The organism is Rhodococcus sp. SMB37, assembly GCF_004345605.1.
In the GTDB taxonomy this organism is placed as follows: domain Bacteria; phylum Actinomycetota; class Actinomycetes; order Mycobacteriales; family Mycobacteriaceae; genus Rhodococcus.
Window position 1 is genome coordinate 175,951 of record NZ_SLVY01000002.1, and the last position, 16,221, is coordinate 192,171.

Here is a 16,221-nt window from a genome sequence, read left to right on the forward strand (position 1 = left end):
CTCCTCGACCGTCGTTCGCCCGGGCATCCCATGCTAGGACGTGCCGCCGCCGGCCGAGTCACCCACCCTCGACACACCCGTGCGGGGTTCCGGTAGCAGGCGCTACCGGAACCGCGCACGGGTGGTGTCAGCTACCTCGCTTGATCCACTCCTCGAGGTGCGGCGATTCGGTACCGATGGTGGTGCCGTCGCCGTGCCCGGTGTGAACCGTCGTCTCCGCCGGGAGGACGAACAGCTTGTCGCGGATCGATCCGATGATCGTCGGGAAGTCCGAGAAGGAGCGTCCCGTCGCGCCGGGCCCACCAGAGAACAGGGTGTCACCGGTGAACAGTTCCCCTGCCTCCGGCACGTACAGGCAGGTCGAGCCGGGCGAATGCCCCGGCGTCGAGATCGCATGGATGTCAGTGCCTGCAACCGTGATTCGGTCGCCGTCCTCGAGAGTGCCGTGCGCGGCCCCCGGGTGAGTGGCTTCCCAGAGCATGTTGTCGGCCGGGTTCAGCAGGATCGGCGCATCGAGCTTCTCGGAGAGTTCGGGTGCCACCGTGATGTGGTCGTTGTGCGCGTGCGTGCACACGATCGCCACGACCCTGCGGTTGCCGACAGCGTCGATGATCGGCTGCGCGGTGTGCGCGGCGTCGATCACCACCACCTCATCGTCGTTGCCGACCAACCAGATGTTGTTGTCGACCTCCCACTCGCCGCCGTCGAGCGCGAACACACCCGACGTGACGACTCGGTCGATCCTGATGGGGCTCGTCGCGCTCACAACACCACCACCGAACGCAGAACTTCACCGCGGTGCATCGTGTCGAACGCCTTCTCGACGTCGTCGATGCCGATGCGCTCGGTGACGAACTTCTCGAGCGGAAGACGTCCCTGCTGGTAGAGGTCGACGTAGGTCGGGAAGTCGCGCTCGGGCAGGCAGTCGCCGTACCACGAGCTCTTGAGCGACCCGCCGTGCGAGAAGAAATCGATCAGCGGCAGCTCGAGGGTCATTTCGGGGGTGGGCACACCGACGAGGACGACCGTGCCCGCGAGGTCGCGGGCGTAGAACGCCTGCTTGTAGGTCTCGGGACGACCGACCGCGTCGATGACGACGTCGGCGCCGAAGCCACCGGTGATCTCCTGAATGCGCTCCACGGGGTCGACGCTCGTCGAGTTGATCACGTGAGTGGCGCCGAGGTCGGTGGCCCAGGCGAGCTTCTTGTCGTCGCGGTCGACGGCGATGATGGTGCCGGCGCCCGCGAGCCGCGCGCCCATGATCGCGGCGTCACCGACACCGCCGCAGCCGATGACGGCGACGGACTGACCGCGCGTGACTCCGCCGGTGTTGACAGCCGCGCCCAGGCCTGCCATCACGCCGCAGCCGAGCAGTCCCACGACTGCGGGATCGGCGGTCGGGTCCACCTTGGTGCACTGGCCCGCGTGGACCAACGTCTTGTCGGCGAACGCGCCGATGCCCAGCGCGGGCGACAGCTCGGTGCCGTCCTCGAGGGTCATCTTCTGGGTGGCGTTGAACGTCGAGAAACAGTATTGCGGTTGGCCACGCTTGCACGCACGACACTGACCGCACACGGCGCGCCAGTTCAGGACGACGAAGTCACCCACCTGCACCGAGTCGACGCCCGCGCCGACGGATTCGACGACACCGGCCGCTTCGTGGCCGAGCAGGAACGGGAACTCGTCGTTGATGCCGCCTTCGCGGTAGTGCAGGTCGGTGTGGCACACGCCGCACGCCGCGATCGCGACGACGACCTCACCCGGTCCCGGATCCGGAATGACGATGGGCACGACCTCGACGGGAGCACCCTTCGCGCGTGCAACAACTCCCCGGACTGTCTGCGACATGGTGATGTCTCCTTCGTGACTGTGGCGGAAGCCTGATCGGGTTCCCCCACGACCCTATCCACCGCCACGACTCTCGGGACCTGTTCGAAGGACGGGACCTACCTACCCGAACGACCAGCCGGCGTTCTTCTGCGAGCACTCGTCGATATGTAACGCCGCAGTAAGTTTCCGCGACGTGTGTGGTGACCCGCTCGTAATTCCCGCCCGGATTCTTCCGAATGGTGTGAACGGAATGGTAATTGCCCATGGCAACTCATAACTCGTCGTCCCGACGCCGGATCCTCGCCGGCGTACTGGCTCCTGTCACGCTCGGCGTCGCGGCCATCGTCGCGGTCGCTGTGGCCCAGCCGACCGTGCCTACCACTGCCGATCCGGCACTTGTCGCGTCGACGCAGGACTGCTACGACATGGTGACCATCTCACTCGGCGGCAGAGGCGACGCGCCGCGCGACCAGAGCAAGATGCTGGTCACGCCGGACGGGACCGTACTGCCGGCAGCGCTGTCGGACGACTACCACAGCCATTGGGTCGACCCGGTCGTCAACGCACCGCGGAACACCGTGGGCGACGAATCGTACGCGGCCGTCTACGTCGACTACCCGGCTCATATGGACTCCTATGAGGAAGCCGTCGACGGGGGCGTGGAGAACACCAAAACGATCATTCAGGCCATCCAGGTCTCGTGCCCCGACACGAAGTTCGCCATCGTCGGCTACAGCCAGGGCGCCGACGTCGCGCGTCGGGCCGCCCAGGAGATCGGCAATCAGCAACCGAACGAGGACGGGTCCTACGACATCATCGATCCTGATTCGGTCGTCGGTGTGGTGATCCTCGCCGATGCCGGACGCGGCGCAGGTGAAGGACCGTTCCCGGGTGCCGAGAACGAGTACGGCAACCCTGACGGATTCGACCGGAAGTACCAGGACGGGAAGGACAGCGCGTCGGGAAGTGGTGCGCTGCCCGGCACCGGTGGCGGATTCGGTGCGCTCGACGGCAAGGTCGCGTCGTTCTGCTCCGAAGGCGACCTGACCTGCTCGGCGCCCGAGAACATCGCGCTCCTGCAGCTCGCGATCAACGTCGGCCGGCAGCTCAACATCGATGCAATGCAGCGTGACGGGCTCACCCCGGAAACAGGCATGAACGTCGCCCAGGTGCTCAGCGGTGTGGCACTTGCAGCCCTCGCGGATATCTCGTCGAACGACGAGTGGATGCGATCGGACGAGACGTTCCTCGACGTGCTGATCAAGGTGTCGGACCCAGCGTATGTTCCGAACGACCCTGCGGTGAAGAATGTTTCGGCGGACGACACCGATGGTGCCGATGAGCCGATCCCGGCCGACCGACTCGCGAACCTGGCGTACCTGCCCGAGAAGCTGCTCAAGGAGGTCGTCGGTTTCATCGAGGACAACCAGAACACTCTCCAGGTGGCATTGAGCGATCCCTACCAGCAGACCCTCGGTCCCGGCACCGGGCACCACTTCGACTACTGGCGCGACAACGGTGAAGGCAAGCCGCTGACCTCCGCCGAGTACGCGGCCGCATGGCTGACCCATCTCGCCGAGCAGGCGAAGAACGGTGAGACCGTGAAAACCGACGTCGACCCGAACACCGCGAAGCTCGGTATCGCAAGCGATGAGGCGCTCGCGGTCGAGTCCACGTCGACCACGACCACGACCACGTCGCCCGAGGTTCCTGCGACGGACACCGTCGTCTCGACCGAGGGCACTCCGTTACAGGAAGCGGGGATCCCCGCACCGGACCAGGGCACAGCACCTGTCCAGGGCACAGCACCGGTGGACCCGCTCGCTGTCCCCGCTCCCGGCTCGACCACACCGGCGGAGGGACTCGACATCCCGGCACCCGAGCTGACCCCGGCACCCACGACGACCACGCCCGCTCCGCCGGCGGGCGACGGCAGCGTGACCTCGCCCGAGCAGCAGGTCTCGGGCTCCACCACTACAACCAAGGCACCGAAGCCGACGACCACCACGACTTCGCAGCAACCCGCAGCGGCCTGAGCTGCGACCTGTGAGAGAGAGCCCGAGTCAGGAACTCGACGTCAGCCCGCGGCTTTGACACCGGCCTCCGCACCGAGTGCCGCTGCCTCGCCGCGGGTACTGACGTCGAGTTTTCTCATGAGGCTCGCGACATGGAACTTGACCGTGGATTCACTGACCCCCAAGCGCTCTGCAATCACCCGATTACGTCGTCCTGCGACGAGGTGTTCCAGTACCTCGATCTCGCGAGCGCCGAGCCCGACCAGGGCATCGGCCGCGGCCGCACCGGTTGCGAGGACCGGAAGGTCCAGCGGCAGCGTCGCGCTCACGCGGCACCCCCATCCGTCCGTCGACTCGGATTCGATGGTGCCGCCCATGGTTTCGACTCGGTCACGTAGCTGACGTTCGAGCTCTGACGCGTCGACCTCCCCTCGCCCGTCGTCACGTATATCGACGCCGAGTTGCGCGCCGTCGCAGCTCCACGCGACCCGGATACGCGTGACCTCGCTCTGCGCAGACATGGCGAGGACTGCTCCGCGGGCCAGCGCGCGGGCGGCGTGCGCGACCTCGCCGGGCAACGCTCGTCCGTGGACGGGCGGGGCCACCATCTCCAATTCGAGGTCGCGGTGGCGGACGAGAGAGCGCAATTCGCCGTGCATCCGGGCGAACGCTGTCGTCACCGCCTCCTCAGCCAGTTCGCGGTGCGCGTCGACGGCTGTGCGCAGTGCGATCAATGCGCCCGTCGCGGTGTCGCGTGCCGTGGTGCGGGCACGGGCGTCGTCGAGATCCTTCGAACGCAGGGTCGCCAAGATCGTTTCCAGGGTGACCGCGTGCGCTTCCGTGAGTTCGGCGACGGTACGCGCACGTTCCGCGGAAGCTGCCCTCGATTCCGCAAGATACGCGGGGCTCGCACTGTGTACCTGTAGCTGGATGCCGGTCGCGACGATCGTGAACAGCGACCGCACGAGCTCGAGAGACGCAGCGGAGGCCCGCGCCCCGCGTGGTACCAGGACGAGAAGGGTGTCGGTGCGATCCAGCATCACGCACACATCCCGGTCCCGACCCGCAACCCGTGCCGTACCGCGTCGGATCTCCCCTGCCGTCAGCTCGGTACGGATACGGTCGAGCTCCGCAATCGTGACCCGATCGACGATTGTGGGATCGCCCGCGACCTTGCGCGGCCGCCCGGTGCATTCACGTGTGAACACCACGAGTGCGCTGTGCGGAACGAGGGCATCGATCAATACCGAGAAGCGCTGACCGATCTCGGTCAACGGGCCCACCAGTACGTCCCTCGTGTCGGTGATCAGGATGTCGGGACGAGGCGGTGCAGTACTCACGGACCCACGATATCGGCCGGTATCATCCCGTTCATCCCCTGTCGCGGTTGGAGGTGTTCGGGTATGAGCGCCGGAATCGGGCCGAGCACCGAGAACGGGCCCGGCACCGTGCCGCACCTGCTCCTCGACCGAGTACGTCGCACTCCGGACGCAGAGGCCTACACGTACCCGGATCGCGACGAGTGGCATTCCGTCACGTGGTCCGGGGTGTACGCCGCGATCGTACCGCTGGCAGCGGGGTTGATCGCCCGCGGTGTCGTCGCCGGTGCACGGGTCGCGATGTGCGCCGTCACGAGCTTCTCTGCGATCCTCGCCGATCTCGCCATCGCCTGTGCCGGCGCCGTCGCGGTCCCGATCTATCCGGCCACCCGGGACGACGAAACCCGCACGCAGATCCATCGGGCCGGCGCTGTGCTCACGTTCGCCGACCGGCCGGTTCTCAGCAGTCCCGTTCAACGACTCGATCGGCTCGACGATCTCGCTGCGGAAGGCCGAGCACTGCTGTCATCCGACCCCGAAGCCGTGTCACGCCGGATCGCGGCACTGACCGCGGACGATCCGGCGTGGCTGATCTATACAGCGTGCGACGACGGTCGGACCAAAGGTGCGTGTCTGACCCACCGCGCCGCGACCTATGGCGCCGTCGCGGTGGCACTGACCGGCATCGTCTCCCCTGCCGACCGCCAACTGCTGTGGCTCCCCCTCGCGCACGTGTTCGGCCGTGCATTGCTGCTGATGGGGATACAGGTCGGCTTCCCCACCGCAGTGGACGGTCGCGCAGACCGCGTGGCAGGCAATCTGCGGGCCACCCGGCCGACATTCCTCGGATCGGTTCCTCACGTGCTCACCAAGGTCTGCACCCTCGACAATGAGGATCTCGGTGGCCGACTGCGTTTCGTGATATCGGGTTCGGCGCGGTTGAGCGGCGAGGTGATCGAGCACTTCGATCGTCGCGGGGTGCCCGTCCTCGAGTGCTACGGGATCACCGAGACCGGCGGACCCGCATGCGCGAACCGTCCCGGCATGCGACGCGTGGGTACGGTCGGTGTTCCATTGCCCGGCACACGGATTCGAATCAGCACATCCGGTGAACTACTCATCCGTAGCCCCGGGGTGATGACGGGCTACGACCACGACCCGGCGGAGACCGCCGCTGCACTCGACTCCGAACACTGGTTCCACACAGGCGATCTCGCCCATATCGATGCTGACGGTTTCGTCACGGTCACCGGACGCAAGAAGGAAGTCTTCAAGACCAGCACGGGAAAGTATGTGTGCCCGGCAGCGATCTCCGAACGGTTTCGTGCAGTGCTGCCGGGCGCCGAACTGGTAGTCGACGGCGAATTACGCCCGTACTGTGTGGGACTCGTGTTCACTGCGCTCCCCGATCCGGTGGTGGATGCCGCCCTCGACCGGCTGAATGCAACCCTGAACCGCTGGGAGAGAATCCGCCGGTTCGCGGTGATCCACCCACCGTCGGACACGCGCGACCGAAACGAGGCCGGCAGACTGATCCGCGACCGGGTGCTCACGCGGTACGCCGCAGTCGCTTCCGGCCTGTACGAGCATGGTCAGCTCCGGAACTCGGGCTGATCGAGCAGGCGTAGCCAACTGCCGTCCGACTGGCGGCGCACCACCTGCGCTCGCGCCCCGGCACCGTCGCCGGGAGGCGTGCTGGTCAGCGCAATATCCTCGCTGGCCAGCGTCGGGAGCGGCGCCTCCGGTTCGAATCGTGGCCGGTTCACGAGGACCGCAGCCCACAGTTCCCGGATTGCAGCCCGCCCGACGGTCGTCTGCCCGGGCGGATATGCCATCACGGCATTCTCTTCGTAGAGCGCTGCCACGCCGTCCGCGTCGCCCGCGTTGGACCGTTCGACGAAGAACCTGGTGAGGTCCTCTGGGCGGTAGGCCTTCTCGTACTGCATCTCGTGTGTCATGCCTCCAGCGTCGAGCACTACGATCGAGAAGTCCAACAGATTGTTCTTATCGGAACTAGAATCTCTGGTTATGGAACTGAGGCAGCTCGAGTACTTCGTCGCGGTCGCCGAGGAATGCAATTTCACCCGTGCAGCCGAGCGGGTGCACATCAGCCAGTCCGGCGTGAGCGCGCAGATCCGGCAGCTCGAACGCGAACTGGGCGCTCCGCTGTTCGAGCGTTCCGCACGTACCGCCACCCTGACCACCGCAGGCAAGGCGGCGCTCGAACATGCCAGGGCAGCACTGAATTCCGCGAAGTCGGTAAGGACCGCGGTCAATGAGGTCTCGGCGGTGATCCGAGGCGAGCTGGCTGTCGGAATGGTCACCGCGTGCACGGTGACGCCCCTGTTCGACGCACTGTCGCTGTTCCACCGCGCCCATCCCCGCGTCGAGATCGCCCTGCTGGAGGACTCGTCCGATCGCCTCGTCGAGCGAGTGCGGTCACGCGAGATGGATGTTGCGCTCGTCGGCACGGCGTACGGCCCTCCCGACGACCTGGAATCGATCCTCTTGACCCAGGACCGGCTCGTCGCGGTAGTACCCGACGAGCATCCGCTGGCGCGGCGGCCGGTCATCGGACTTGCCGAGGTCACCTCGCACCCGCTGGTGTGCCTGCCCATCGGGACCGGTATCCGATCGGTCCTCGACATTGCATGCCGTGCTCGCGGTATCGAACCGGCCATGGCGATGCAGGCGAGTGCACCCGATGCGGTCGTCGATCTCGCCGCGCGGGGCCTCGGCGTTGCGATCCTGAGCGAGTCGATGGTGACACCTCGACCAGGGCTCTCGATCACCGTCATCGACGACGTCGACATCCCTGCGACGTTGTCGCTGATCTGGCCGGTCCCGGCAAGTCCCGCGCTGGGAGTCCTGCTCACGCATCTGCGACACGCCTTCGGCTCATGACTCCACGCTATGACCCGTGCGGTACGCGTTCCTGTAGTCCGAGGGCCGGACGCCCGCGGTCCGCGTGAAGGCCGCACTGAAGGAAAACGCGTCTGCGTAGCCGACCTCGTGGGCGATGCCAGCGATCGTGGAGTCGGTGCCGCGAAGCCGATCTGCGGCGATGGCCATGCGACGCCCGGTGAGATAGCGAATCGGGGATTCGCCGAGCAGTTCGGTGAAGCGCCGAGCGAACCACGCGCGCGACACCCCCGCTTCGGCAGCGAGGTCCGTGACGGTCCACGGGTGAGCGGGGTTCTCGTGGATCAATGTCAACGCCTGCCCGACGACCGCGTCGGCTTGCGCACGGTACCACCCGGGCACCGGGGCGCCCGGCCGCGCGAACCAGCCTCGCAACGCGACGATGAGCGTCAGGTCGAGCAGCCGGTCGAGCACGAGCTGCTGGCCCGGCTCGTCCCGCACGACCTCGTCCTCGAGTCGACCTACCACCCAGTCCGGAACCTCACCGGCCGGCACCACCAACACGTCCGGCAGAGCCGCGAGCAACCTGTCGTCGACGTCCCCTGCAACTTGGTAGGTGCCGTACACGACGATCGTCGTGTCCGCGCCCGGTGTCGCCGAGGCAGTTCGCCGACCGGTCTGCAGCTTTTCGGTGACGTCGACCCCGCCGGGGGTCGTGTAGCGATCGCCTGGCAGCGCGACGAGTTGCGGCGCGATTCCCGGCTCATCGGCCACCGTGTAGGGCGACCGAAGGCTGACGATCGCGACGTCGCCCGGCCCGACTCGAACCGGCTCGGCGTCGTCGATGAGCACCCACATGTGACCTTCGATCACCGCGACGAGCATCAGCGGTGCGCCGTCCGCGATGCGGATCGACCAGCCACGGTCCATCCCGGCCCGGTAGAGCACCGCGCCGCGGGCCCGGACCCCGTCGAGCAGATCGGTCAGAAGGTCGATGTGACCAGCATAGAACGCCGAGCCCGTCGACTCCGTGGACGCACGCACATCGGTACGAGAGCTGCAGCGATGGATCGCTGGCGGTAGGGACGTTGACTGGTCATGGAACGACCCACCTCGGACAGGAGAATCCTATGGCCACCATCGTGATGACCGGCGGCAGTGCGGGATTCGGAGCGGTCGCCGTCGATCTACTGTCCCGAGAGTCGGACGTGCACTTGCTCATCGGCGCACGCACGGCATCGCCGGATTTCATTCCTGTGGATCTCGCGTGCCTCGACTCGGTCCGCGCATTCGCCGAGGCGGTTCAGGAGCGCCTCGGCGACACCGGTATCGACGTACTCGCACTCAACGCCGGGTCGATACTCCCGTCCGACGCCGTGCGCACCGACGACGACATAGAAGCGACCTTCGCCGTCAACCATCTCGCGCACTATCTGCTGGTGCGCCTGTTGATGCCTTCATTCGCAGAGGAAGCCCGCATCGTGATCACCACGAGTGGAACACACGACCCGGCCCTCCGCACCGGGTTGGAGGCGCCGCGGCACGCCGACGCCGACCTGCTCGCGCACCCGGACCGCGACCCCGAGCGACACCTGACACCGCAGCGGGCCGGACAGCATGCCTACAGCGCGTCGAAACTGTGCAACGTACTCACCGTCCGAGCGCTGCGCGTACATCCCGACATTCGTGCCCGGCACATCACGGCGCTGGCGTACGACCCCGGGCAGGTCTTCGGCACCGGATTGGTTCGAAGCCTGCCGCGTCCACGACGTATCGCATGGTCGGTGTTCGGGACGGTCCTCGGCGCTCCACTGCGGCGGTTCGACCGCACGATGAACACACGCGTCGCTGCGGGAATCGCCCTGGCATCTCTCGTCTCCGGCAGGACGACTCCTCCACCCGGCCGTTGTTACGCGGCGCTGCGCAGCGGGCGATTGATCTTCCCGGATCCGTCGACACTCGCACGCAGGGACGACGTGGCGCGCGCGTTGTGGAACAACAGTGCACGGATGGTCGGACTGGCGGTCGATCAGAGCGTCGGGACACTAGGCCGGCGGAGTCGCTAGGACAATTCACGTCGCAGGAGTTCAGCCCCAGCGGCAAGCGCGACCATCTTGTCTCGTGCGACGCGTCGGCCCAGTGGCGCCATACCGCAATTGGTACTCGGGTAGAGCTTGTCTGCGTCAACAAACGGGAGTGCGCGACGAAGGGTTGCGGCGACCTCTTCGGGCGTCTCAATGGTGTCGCTCGCCACATCGATCGCTCCCAGCATGACCTTCTTGCCCCGAAGCAGTTCGATCAGGTCAACAGGTACCCGCGAATTGTGACTCTCCAGCGACACTATGTCGATCGATGACTGTCGCAGCAGTGGAAACGACTCTTCGTACTGGCGCCACTCGGCCCCGAGCGTTGCCTTCCAGTCAGTGTTGGCTTTGATGCCGTAGCCGTAACAGATGTGAACGGCAGTTTCGCAACTCAGCCCTGCTGTCGCACGCTCGAGCGCCGCTACGCCCCAGTCTTTCAGTTCGTCGAAGAACACGTTGAACGCGGGCTCATCGATCTGGATGATGTCGACGCCGGCGGCTTCCAAGTCCTTTGCTTCTTGGTTCAGGATAGTTGCGAACTCCCATGCCAGCATTTCGCGACTCTTGTAGTGGTCGTCGTAAAGCGTGTCGATCATTGTCATAGGGCCAGGCAAGGCCCATTTGATCGGCTGGTCGGTCGCTGCTCGAAGACGCGTCGCATCCGCTGCGAACACTGACTTTTCGCGGCTCACCGCGCCGACAACCGTCGGGACGCTCGCGTCGTAGCGTTCACGAATTCGCACGGTCTCGCGCCGGTCGAAGTCAACGCCACTGAGGTGCTCGATGAACGTGGTCACGAAATGCTGACGCGTCTGTTCACCATCGCTGATGATGTCGAGCCCGGCATGACGCTGCTCATGTGCTGCGAGTGTCTGGGCGTCGAGTTTCCCTTCGCGCAGTTCGTCGTCTCGCAACTTCCACGGCGACCAGAGCTTCTCCGGCTCCGAAAGCCACGAGGGCTTGGGCAAGCTACCGACGATCGAGGTGGGCAGGAGCGTGTTCATCTTTGGTACCTTTCGGTCTCGGACGGTCAGGCGGATTGCTCGGTAGCCCACCGTTCAAGAACAGCGCCATACGGTTTCATGAGATTCACCTCGGTGAACTTTCCCTGTGTGGTCGCGAGCCGAGTGCGCTCAACACGGTCGTAGCTCACCTGCGGAACTGAATAGTTGCCGTTGTCGAGACTCGGCTGGTACACCTCCGACGCCGCAGTGTTCGCGTTGTAGATCTCGGGACGATAAACCTTCTGAAACGTCTCCATCGTCGCGATCGTTCCCGCGAGCGCGAGGAACGAATAGTCGTTGAGCAAGTCACCACGGTGGTAGAAGGCCAATGGAGCGACGGACCCCTGAGGCATGAAGTAGCGAACCCTGAGCCCCATCTTCCCGAAGTACTGATCGGTGAGCGACTTGTCATCTGCCACATACTCCACCCCAAGAATCGGGTGGTAATTCGTGAGCCGACGGTACGTCCTGGACGTCGAAACGCTGATGCAGATGACTGGAGGCTGCGAGAACCGTTCGCGATACTCGTCCGATTCAACAAAACGCTGAAAGACCTGCCCGTGCAGATCACCGAAGTCGCTGGGGATTCCCGTCGCTTCGTGCCCCGGGAGCCGAACGCTGAAATCGTAGTCGCGAATGTACGAGGAGAAGTTGTTTCCGACGATGCCCTCCGTGCGGGCGCCTGTGGTGGTATCGACGATGTCGACGTCGAGCACTTCGATCACCGGAAAGGCGGCGTCATCCCCGGCCGACGCGAGATGCAGGTCCACCGAGACGATGTCGAGTTCGAGTGCGTAGCGGTCACCACGCGGATTGTCCCAGTGCACCAACTCGTTGACACGGGTGTTCATCATCGTCACCGCGTTGCACAGATTCTGCCGACGATTCTCGCCGCGTGCGAGATTCGCAAAGTTCGTCGTGCCGCGCGAGTTGGTCGACGGGGTGTAGTCCTCATTGAAGCGCGTCGTGCCGATACTGAAAACACACTCGTTCGTCATGCTGATCAGTTGCCCCAATACTTGCGGTGAGTGCAGCGACGAGCGCGTCACCGCACGAAGTTCACTGCCTGAGTTTTCGCGGCACTTCAACCGAATCTCCCGATCGTCCAGGGCCGATCTTTCGGCCGAGAACACCCGGGAGCCGACTGTCCGAAGTGGCGTGGAAGTCAGTGTAAGTAGACCCGACGCCATAGCCTAATTACTTTTTGCGATAGCTGGATATAGTCAATCCCTATGCCAGTAGATCAACTCCGAACCCCGAAACAACGTCGCGCATCTCCGCCACGAATCGCTGGGCCTGGCCGGTCAGAGACACCGAGGCATGACCGATCCAACCGATCTCGATGCGATCGTCCACGTCGAGAGGAACAGCGACGATAGACGGATCGAGATCGTCCGAGACGATGCCGGTGGAGATGGTGTACCCACCCAGACCGATCATGAGGTTGAAGATGGTCGCTCGATCGCTCACCCGAATGTCTTGCTTCGATGAACGGGTGGAGAGGATCTCTTCAGCGAGGTAGAAGGAGTTGTTCACACCCTGGTCGAACGTAAGCCGGGGAAAATCTTCAAGATCCCTCAGCGTCACACTCTTTCGCCCTGCAAGGGGGTTCGTGCGGGCGATGAAGATATGCGGCGAGGCCAGAAACAGCGGCGTGAAGACCAGCCCTGCTTCGCGAATCAGCTTGTTGATCACGTTTGCGTTGAACTCGTTGCGATAGAGCACACCGAGCTCACTTCGCAGCGTGCGAACATCCTCGATGATGTCCCACGTGCGGGTCTCTCGAAGACTGAACGCGTACTCCGCAGCCTCGGACGCTTTCACCATGCGGGCGAAGGCGTCTACGACGAATGAGTAGTGCTGAGTTGATACGGCCAGGAGCCGGCGCGAGGGCCCGCGGCCAAGATACCGCTGTTCCAGAAGTTCCGATTGCTCAACCACCTGGCGCGCGTAGCCGAGAAATTCCGCCCCGTCTTCGGTGAGCCTCACCCCACGGGTCGAGCGAACGAAGAGCGTACGTCCCACGCGACTTTCGAGGTCCTTCAGCGCGGCCGACATGGTCGGTTGCGCGACATAAAGCAGGTCCGCCGCGGCACTGATGGATCCTTCGGCAGCCACCTCCACGAAGTACCGCAACTGCTGAAGGGTGATTCCCCGCACCGTTCCCGCGACGTCCCGTGCCATAGCAAAAACCTATCGCACCTGTACACCTCGCCGACGCTGCGGATGACCGGTGTGCCGTCTATGGGCGCGTCAGCGACGACCGGCTCAAGACCGGCCCCACCGAAAACAAACCCGCTCCGACTCGGTCGGAGCGGGCTTCTTTCTGTGGAGCTAAGGGGACTCGAACCCCTGACCCCCACACTGCCAGTGTGGTGCGCTACCAGCTGCGCCATAGCCCCATATTCTCGTTCTCAGCGTCCGGGTGGCCCCTCGCGCTGAAAGAAAAACTACACCATCCGGCTCTGAGCCAACAAATCGCCTGGTCAGGGCGGTGACGGGCATGAGCGCCGGCCACCGCCCCAGACAGGTCAGCCTGCGAGCTCTGACACCCAGTTGTCGTTGCCGAGCGCGTCGATGACGGTTCCGTTCTGGATGACGGCGGGAGTGCCCGCTGCACCTGTGGTGGCGAGGAGCTGGCGCCCCGCTTCCGCGGACGTCGCGGCCTGCTCGACGCGGGCGCCGTCAGCGATGCACGACACCGCGTCGTCGGATGCTCCCGCGTCCCGGGCAATCTGTGCGAGCTGCTCGTTGCTGTGATCGCCGTCGCCGCCCTCTGCCGGCTGATTGTCAGGTGAGAAGACCGCGGCATGGAAGGCAGAGAACGCAATCGCGTCGCCGGTTTCGGCAACACACTGGTTCGCCGCGACAGCTCGCGTCGAGTAGTCGCCACTGCTCGACAACCGATCGAGGAATGCGAGGATGTGGTACCGCACCGCGACCGTGCCGTCGTCGATCGCCTGTGCCAGTTCCTGCCCGTGCTTGTGCTCGAGCTCGGCGCAGTACGGGCACATCGGATCTTCGAAGACGTCGACGGTGGTAGCGGCGTCCGGGAGGCCGAGCAGGATCGTGCCGTCCTCGTCGAGGGTGACTTCGACGGCAGCGTTGCTGACACTTCCGTATCCGTCATTGCGGGAATCGGTGCTTCCCGACTGCCACAGCACTCCGCCGATGACGAGCACCGCAACGATCACGACCGCGATGCCACCGAGGATGTAGGTGGAGGTGTTCGACGTCGGCTCCGGCGAGTATTTGACCGGCTTGACCTTCTTCGCACTCACGAATGCTGTCCTTCGTTGATCGGTGAATTGTCCGGCTTCACTCTGCCACCGGGGTCTGAGTTCGTCCTGAGAGCCGCCCGGGAACGCGGACCGAGCGCGAGAGGCGTGCGCGGAAACACTGTCAGCCACACAGACAGGGCGAGGAAGCCGACGTCACGGGCGATCTCGCGGGCATAGTCGCCGCCGTCGATCCCTTCCGCCACGCCGCCACCCCCGAAGCATCCGCAGTCGATGGACAGTCCCCGGCTCCAGGCCGACACGATCGCGCCGATGAGCACAGCAAGCGTCACCCCGGACAGCACCGCCGCCGGCCGCACCGCGAGGCCCACCAGCAGCAGGAGCCCGAGGACGATTTCGACCATCGGAAGCACCGCGGCCACAGGTCTCACCAGGTCGGTGGGAAGAAGTTGGTAGGCACGCACCGCCACGACGGTCTGCGTCGGATCGGAGAACTTGATCCACCCGGAGATCAGCCATACCGCAGCGAGACCGAGCCGCGCCGCTGCGGAGACGATGCGAATCCACACGGGGACGACACTACAGACCTACCGGTCAGCGATCCGTATCGCCGGTCACAGGCTTCTCGACGACCGGCTCGGTGGCCGGTCCGTCGTGACGCGGAGCCCGCGCCAGGGCCCACGGAATCACCGCCGCCAGCATGATCACCCCGGTCACACCGAACGCCACCGAATAGGACCACCGCTCGGCGATCATCCCCGCGGCAATCGGTCCGATCACTGCACCGATGTCCGAGGTCATCTGGAATGTGGCGAGCACCGGCCCACCGCGTGCCTTGCTGCCCACCACGTCGGCGATCGCGGCCTGCTGCGACGGGTTGATCAGACCGGATCCCACGCCGGCCACGGCGGACGTGATCAGAAACACCGAGAGGTCTGAGGACAGGCCCATCACGACAGTGCTCACACCGCAGACGACGAGTCCGGCGAGGACGAACGGGCGCCGCCCGTATCGGTCGGACCACGCGCCGGACTTGACCAGCACGAGCGCGTTGCCCACCGCGAACGCGGTCAGTGCGACACCCGCGATCCCTTCGCTCTGGTTCAGGGCCTCGACGACGAACAGTGGGACCATCGCGACGCGGACACCGAACACCACCCAGCCGTTGGCGAAGTTGGAAGTGAGCGCCGCGCGGTACGTCGACGACCGGAGCGCGGTGCTCAGCCGCATCACCGGAGCGCTGTCGCCCGAGGCCGGTTGCGCCAGATGCGACTTGCGCAGGCTGATCCCGACCACGGAGGCCGCCACGAGCAGCGCGACCGCATAAATGAGGAACGGAGCACGCAGGCCGAGCCCGACAAGGGCTCCCCCGAGCAGCGGCCCGGTGATGTTGCCGAGCAGGAAACTCGTCGCATAGAGCGCGGACACGCGGCCGCGCGCATCGGGTGGCGCGATGCGCACGAGCAGCCCCAGCGCAGCCACGGTGAACATCGTCGAGCCGATGCCGCCGAGTCCTCGGAAGACCAGGAGCTGCCAGTAGGTCTGCGCGAAGGCAACCGCACCCGTCGACACGGCGACGATGAGGACGCCGGTGATGTAGATCGGCCGCTCGCCGAGTTTCTGGACGAGCAGTCCGCTGGCCGGAGCGAACGCGAGTCGCATGAACGCGAACGCCGAGATGACGACCGTGGCTGCGGTGATACCCACGTCGAAGCTCCGCGCGAACTGCGGCAACGCGGGAGCGACGAGACCGAAGCCAAGGGCGATGACGAAGCTCGCCGCAACGAGTACCCAGATTTCGCGCGGCAGAGCCACGCCACGTGTACGCATGATGCGGCAATGTTAGCGATGCGCACGACCGCGATCGG

Annotated in this window: 15 protein-coding genes and 1 tRNA gene; 4 read left to right on the forward strand and 12 right to left on the reverse strand. The window is 65.3% G+C overall.

Features of this window, described 5'->3' with window-relative positions:
* Positions 1-127: 127 nt before the first annotated feature.
* Entirely contained in the window at positions 128-766 is a 639-nt protein-coding gene (locus tag EV641_RS04145) for an MBL fold metallo-hydrolase (protein WP_054720361.1), read from the reverse strand.
* A complete protein-coding gene (locus tag EV641_RS04150) occupies positions 763-1,848 on the reverse strand; it encodes an S-(hydroxymethyl)mycothiol dehydrogenase (protein WP_132470892.1) in 1,086 nt (361 codons plus the stop codon). Before EV641_RS04150 ends, EV641_RS04145 begins: the two co-directional genes overlap by 4 nt.
* Before the next feature lie 245 nt (positions 1,849-2,093).
* On the opposite strand from EV641_RS04150, the gene EV641_RS04155 reads away from it, so the two are divergent.
* Positions 2,094-3,866, forward strand: a complete 1,773-nt coding sequence (locus tag EV641_RS04155; protein WP_132470893.1) for a cutinase family protein — start codon at positions 2,094-2,096, stop codon at positions 3,864-3,866.
* 41 nt (positions 3,867-3,907) lie between these two features.
* Here EV641_RS04155 and EV641_RS04160 read toward each other — a convergent pair whose 3' ends face one another.
* On the reverse strand, positions 3,908-5,185 hold the full coding sequence (locus EV641_RS04160) for a LuxR C-terminal-related transcriptional regulator (RefSeq protein WP_132470894.1): 1,278 nt from the start codon (positions 5,183-5,185) through the stop codon (positions 3,908-3,910).
* Between the two features lie 63 nt (positions 5,186-5,248).
* Between EV641_RS04160 and EV641_RS04165 the strand changes: the two genes are divergently transcribed.
* Positions 5,249-6,778: an AMP-binding protein gene (locus EV641_RS04165; RefSeq protein WP_054718382.1), complete on the forward strand. Its 1,530-nt coding sequence runs from the start codon at positions 5,249-5,251 to the stop codon at positions 6,776-6,778.
* Here EV641_RS04165 and EV641_RS04170 read toward each other — a convergent pair.
* Positions 6,757-7,122 (reverse strand): nuclear transport factor 2 family protein, encoded by a 366-nt coding sequence (locus tag EV641_RS04170; RefSeq protein ID WP_241996824.1) that lies wholly within the window; start codon positions 7,120-7,122, stop codon positions 6,757-6,759. The two genes, EV641_RS04165 and EV641_RS04170, sit on opposite strands and share 22 nt — an antisense overlap.
* A gap of 70 nt (positions 7,123-7,192) precedes the next feature.
* On the opposite strand from EV641_RS04170, the gene EV641_RS04175 reads away from it, so the two are divergent.
* Positions 7,193-8,068 (forward strand): LysR substrate-binding domain-containing protein, encoded by an 876-nt coding sequence (locus tag EV641_RS04175; protein ID WP_054718378.1) that lies wholly within the window; start codon positions 7,193-7,195, stop codon positions 8,066-8,068.
* On the opposite strand, the gene EV641_RS04180 is transcribed toward EV641_RS04175, so the two are convergent.
* Positions 8,063-9,070, reverse strand: coding sequence for an AraC family transcriptional regulator (locus EV641_RS04180; RefSeq protein WP_241996826.1), 1,008 nt, complete (start codon positions 9,068-9,070; stop codon positions 8,063-8,065). The two genes, EV641_RS04175 and EV641_RS04180, sit on opposite strands and share 6 nt — an antisense overlap.
* Before the next feature lie 86 nt (positions 9,071-9,156).
* Here EV641_RS04180 and EV641_RS04185 point away from each other — a divergent pair, with 86 nt between their 5' ends.
* The gene (locus tag EV641_RS04185) at positions 9,157-10,092 is read left to right on the forward strand and encodes an SDR family NAD(P)-dependent oxidoreductase (RefSeq protein ID WP_132470895.1); all 936 of its coding nucleotides are present in this window, start codon (positions 9,157-9,159) and stop codon (positions 10,090-10,092) included.
* On the opposite strand, the gene EV641_RS04190 is transcribed toward EV641_RS04185, so the two are convergent.
* The 7 genes from EV641_RS04190 to EV641_RS04220 all read right to left on the reverse strand — a co-directional run bounded on the left by EV641_RS04190 (position 10,089) and on the right by EV641_RS04220 (position 16,183).
* Entirely contained in the window at positions 10,089-11,114 is a 1,026-nt protein-coding gene (locus tag EV641_RS04190) for a methionine synthase (RefSeq protein ID WP_199233133.1), read from the reverse strand. The two genes, EV641_RS04185 and EV641_RS04190, sit on opposite strands and share 4 nt — an antisense overlap.
* 26 nt (positions 11,115-11,140) lie before the next feature.
* Positions 11,141-12,112, reverse strand: a complete 972-nt coding sequence (locus EV641_RS04195) for a putative oxygenase MesX (protein ID WP_054717725.1) — start codon at positions 12,110-12,112, stop codon at positions 11,141-11,143.
* Positions 12,113-12,344: 232 nt separating this feature from the next.
* Positions 12,345-13,298, reverse strand: a complete 954-nt coding sequence (locus tag EV641_RS04200) for a LysR family transcriptional regulator (protein ID WP_054717720.1) — start codon at positions 13,296-13,298, stop codon at positions 12,345-12,347.
* Positions 13,299-13,443: 145 nt separating this feature from the next.
* A tRNA-Ala gene (locus EV641_RS04205) sits at positions 13,444-13,516 on the reverse strand.
* Between the two features lie 129 nt (positions 13,517-13,645).
* A complete protein-coding gene (locus EV641_RS04210; RefSeq protein WP_132470897.1) occupies positions 13,646-14,395 on the reverse strand; it encodes a DsbA family protein in 750 nt (249 codons plus the stop codon).
* Positions 14,392-14,922 carry a MauE/DoxX family redox-associated membrane protein gene (locus EV641_RS04215; protein WP_054717723.1) on the reverse strand — a complete coding sequence of 177 codons (531 nt, stop codon included), beginning with the start codon at positions 14,920-14,922 and terminating at the stop codon, positions 14,392-14,394. Before EV641_RS04215 ends, EV641_RS04210 begins: the two co-directional genes overlap by 4 nt.
* Before the next feature lie 25 nt (positions 14,923-14,947).
* The gene (locus EV641_RS04220) at positions 14,948-16,183 is read right to left on the reverse strand and encodes an MFS transporter (RefSeq protein ID WP_132470898.1); all 1,236 of its coding nucleotides are present in this window, start codon (positions 16,181-16,183) and stop codon (positions 14,948-14,950) included.
* Between the last annotated feature and the right edge of the window lie 38 nt (positions 16,184-16,221).

Bases quoted from the DNA above. Each gene is read 5' to 3' on its own strand.
- EV641_RS04175 (WP_054718378.1), top strand. From the start codon at position 7,193: ATGGAACTGAGGCAGCTCGAGTACTTCGTCGCGGTCGCCGAGGAATGC.
- EV641_RS04155 (WP_132470893.1), top strand. From the start codon at position 2,094: ATGGCAACTCATAACTCGTCGTCCCGACGCCGGATCCTCGCCGGCGTA.
- EV641_RS04185 (WP_132470895.1), top strand. From the start codon at position 9,157: ATGGCCACCATCGTGATGACCGGCGGCAGTGCGGGATTCGGAGCGGTC.
- EV641_RS04170 (WP_241996824.1), bottom strand. From the start codon at position 7,122: ATGACACACGAGATGCAGTACGAGAAGGCCTACCGCCCAGAGGACCTC.
- EV641_RS04200 (WP_054717720.1), bottom strand. From the start codon at position 13,298: ATGGCACGGGACGTCGCGGGAACGGTGCGGGGAATCACCCTTCAGCAG.
- EV641_RS04190 (WP_199233133.1), bottom strand. From the start codon at position 11,114: ATGAACACGCTCCTGCCCACCTCGATCGTCGGTAGCTTGCCCAAGCCC.
- EV641_RS04195 (WP_054717725.1), bottom strand. From the start codon at position 12,112: ATGACGAACGAGTGTGTTTTCAGTATCGGCACGACGCGCTTCAATGAG.
- EV641_RS04150 (WP_132470892.1), bottom strand. From the start codon at position 1,848: ATGTCGCAGACAGTCCGGGGAGTTGTTGCACGCGCGAAGGGTGCTCCC.
- EV641_RS04165 (WP_054718382.1), top strand. From the start codon at position 5,249: ATGAGCGCCGGAATCGGGCCGAGCACCGAGAACGGGCCCGGCACCGTG.
- EV641_RS04220 (WP_132470898.1), bottom strand. From the start codon at position 16,183: ATGCGTACACGTGGCGTGGCTCTGCCGCGCGAAATCTGGGTACTCGTT.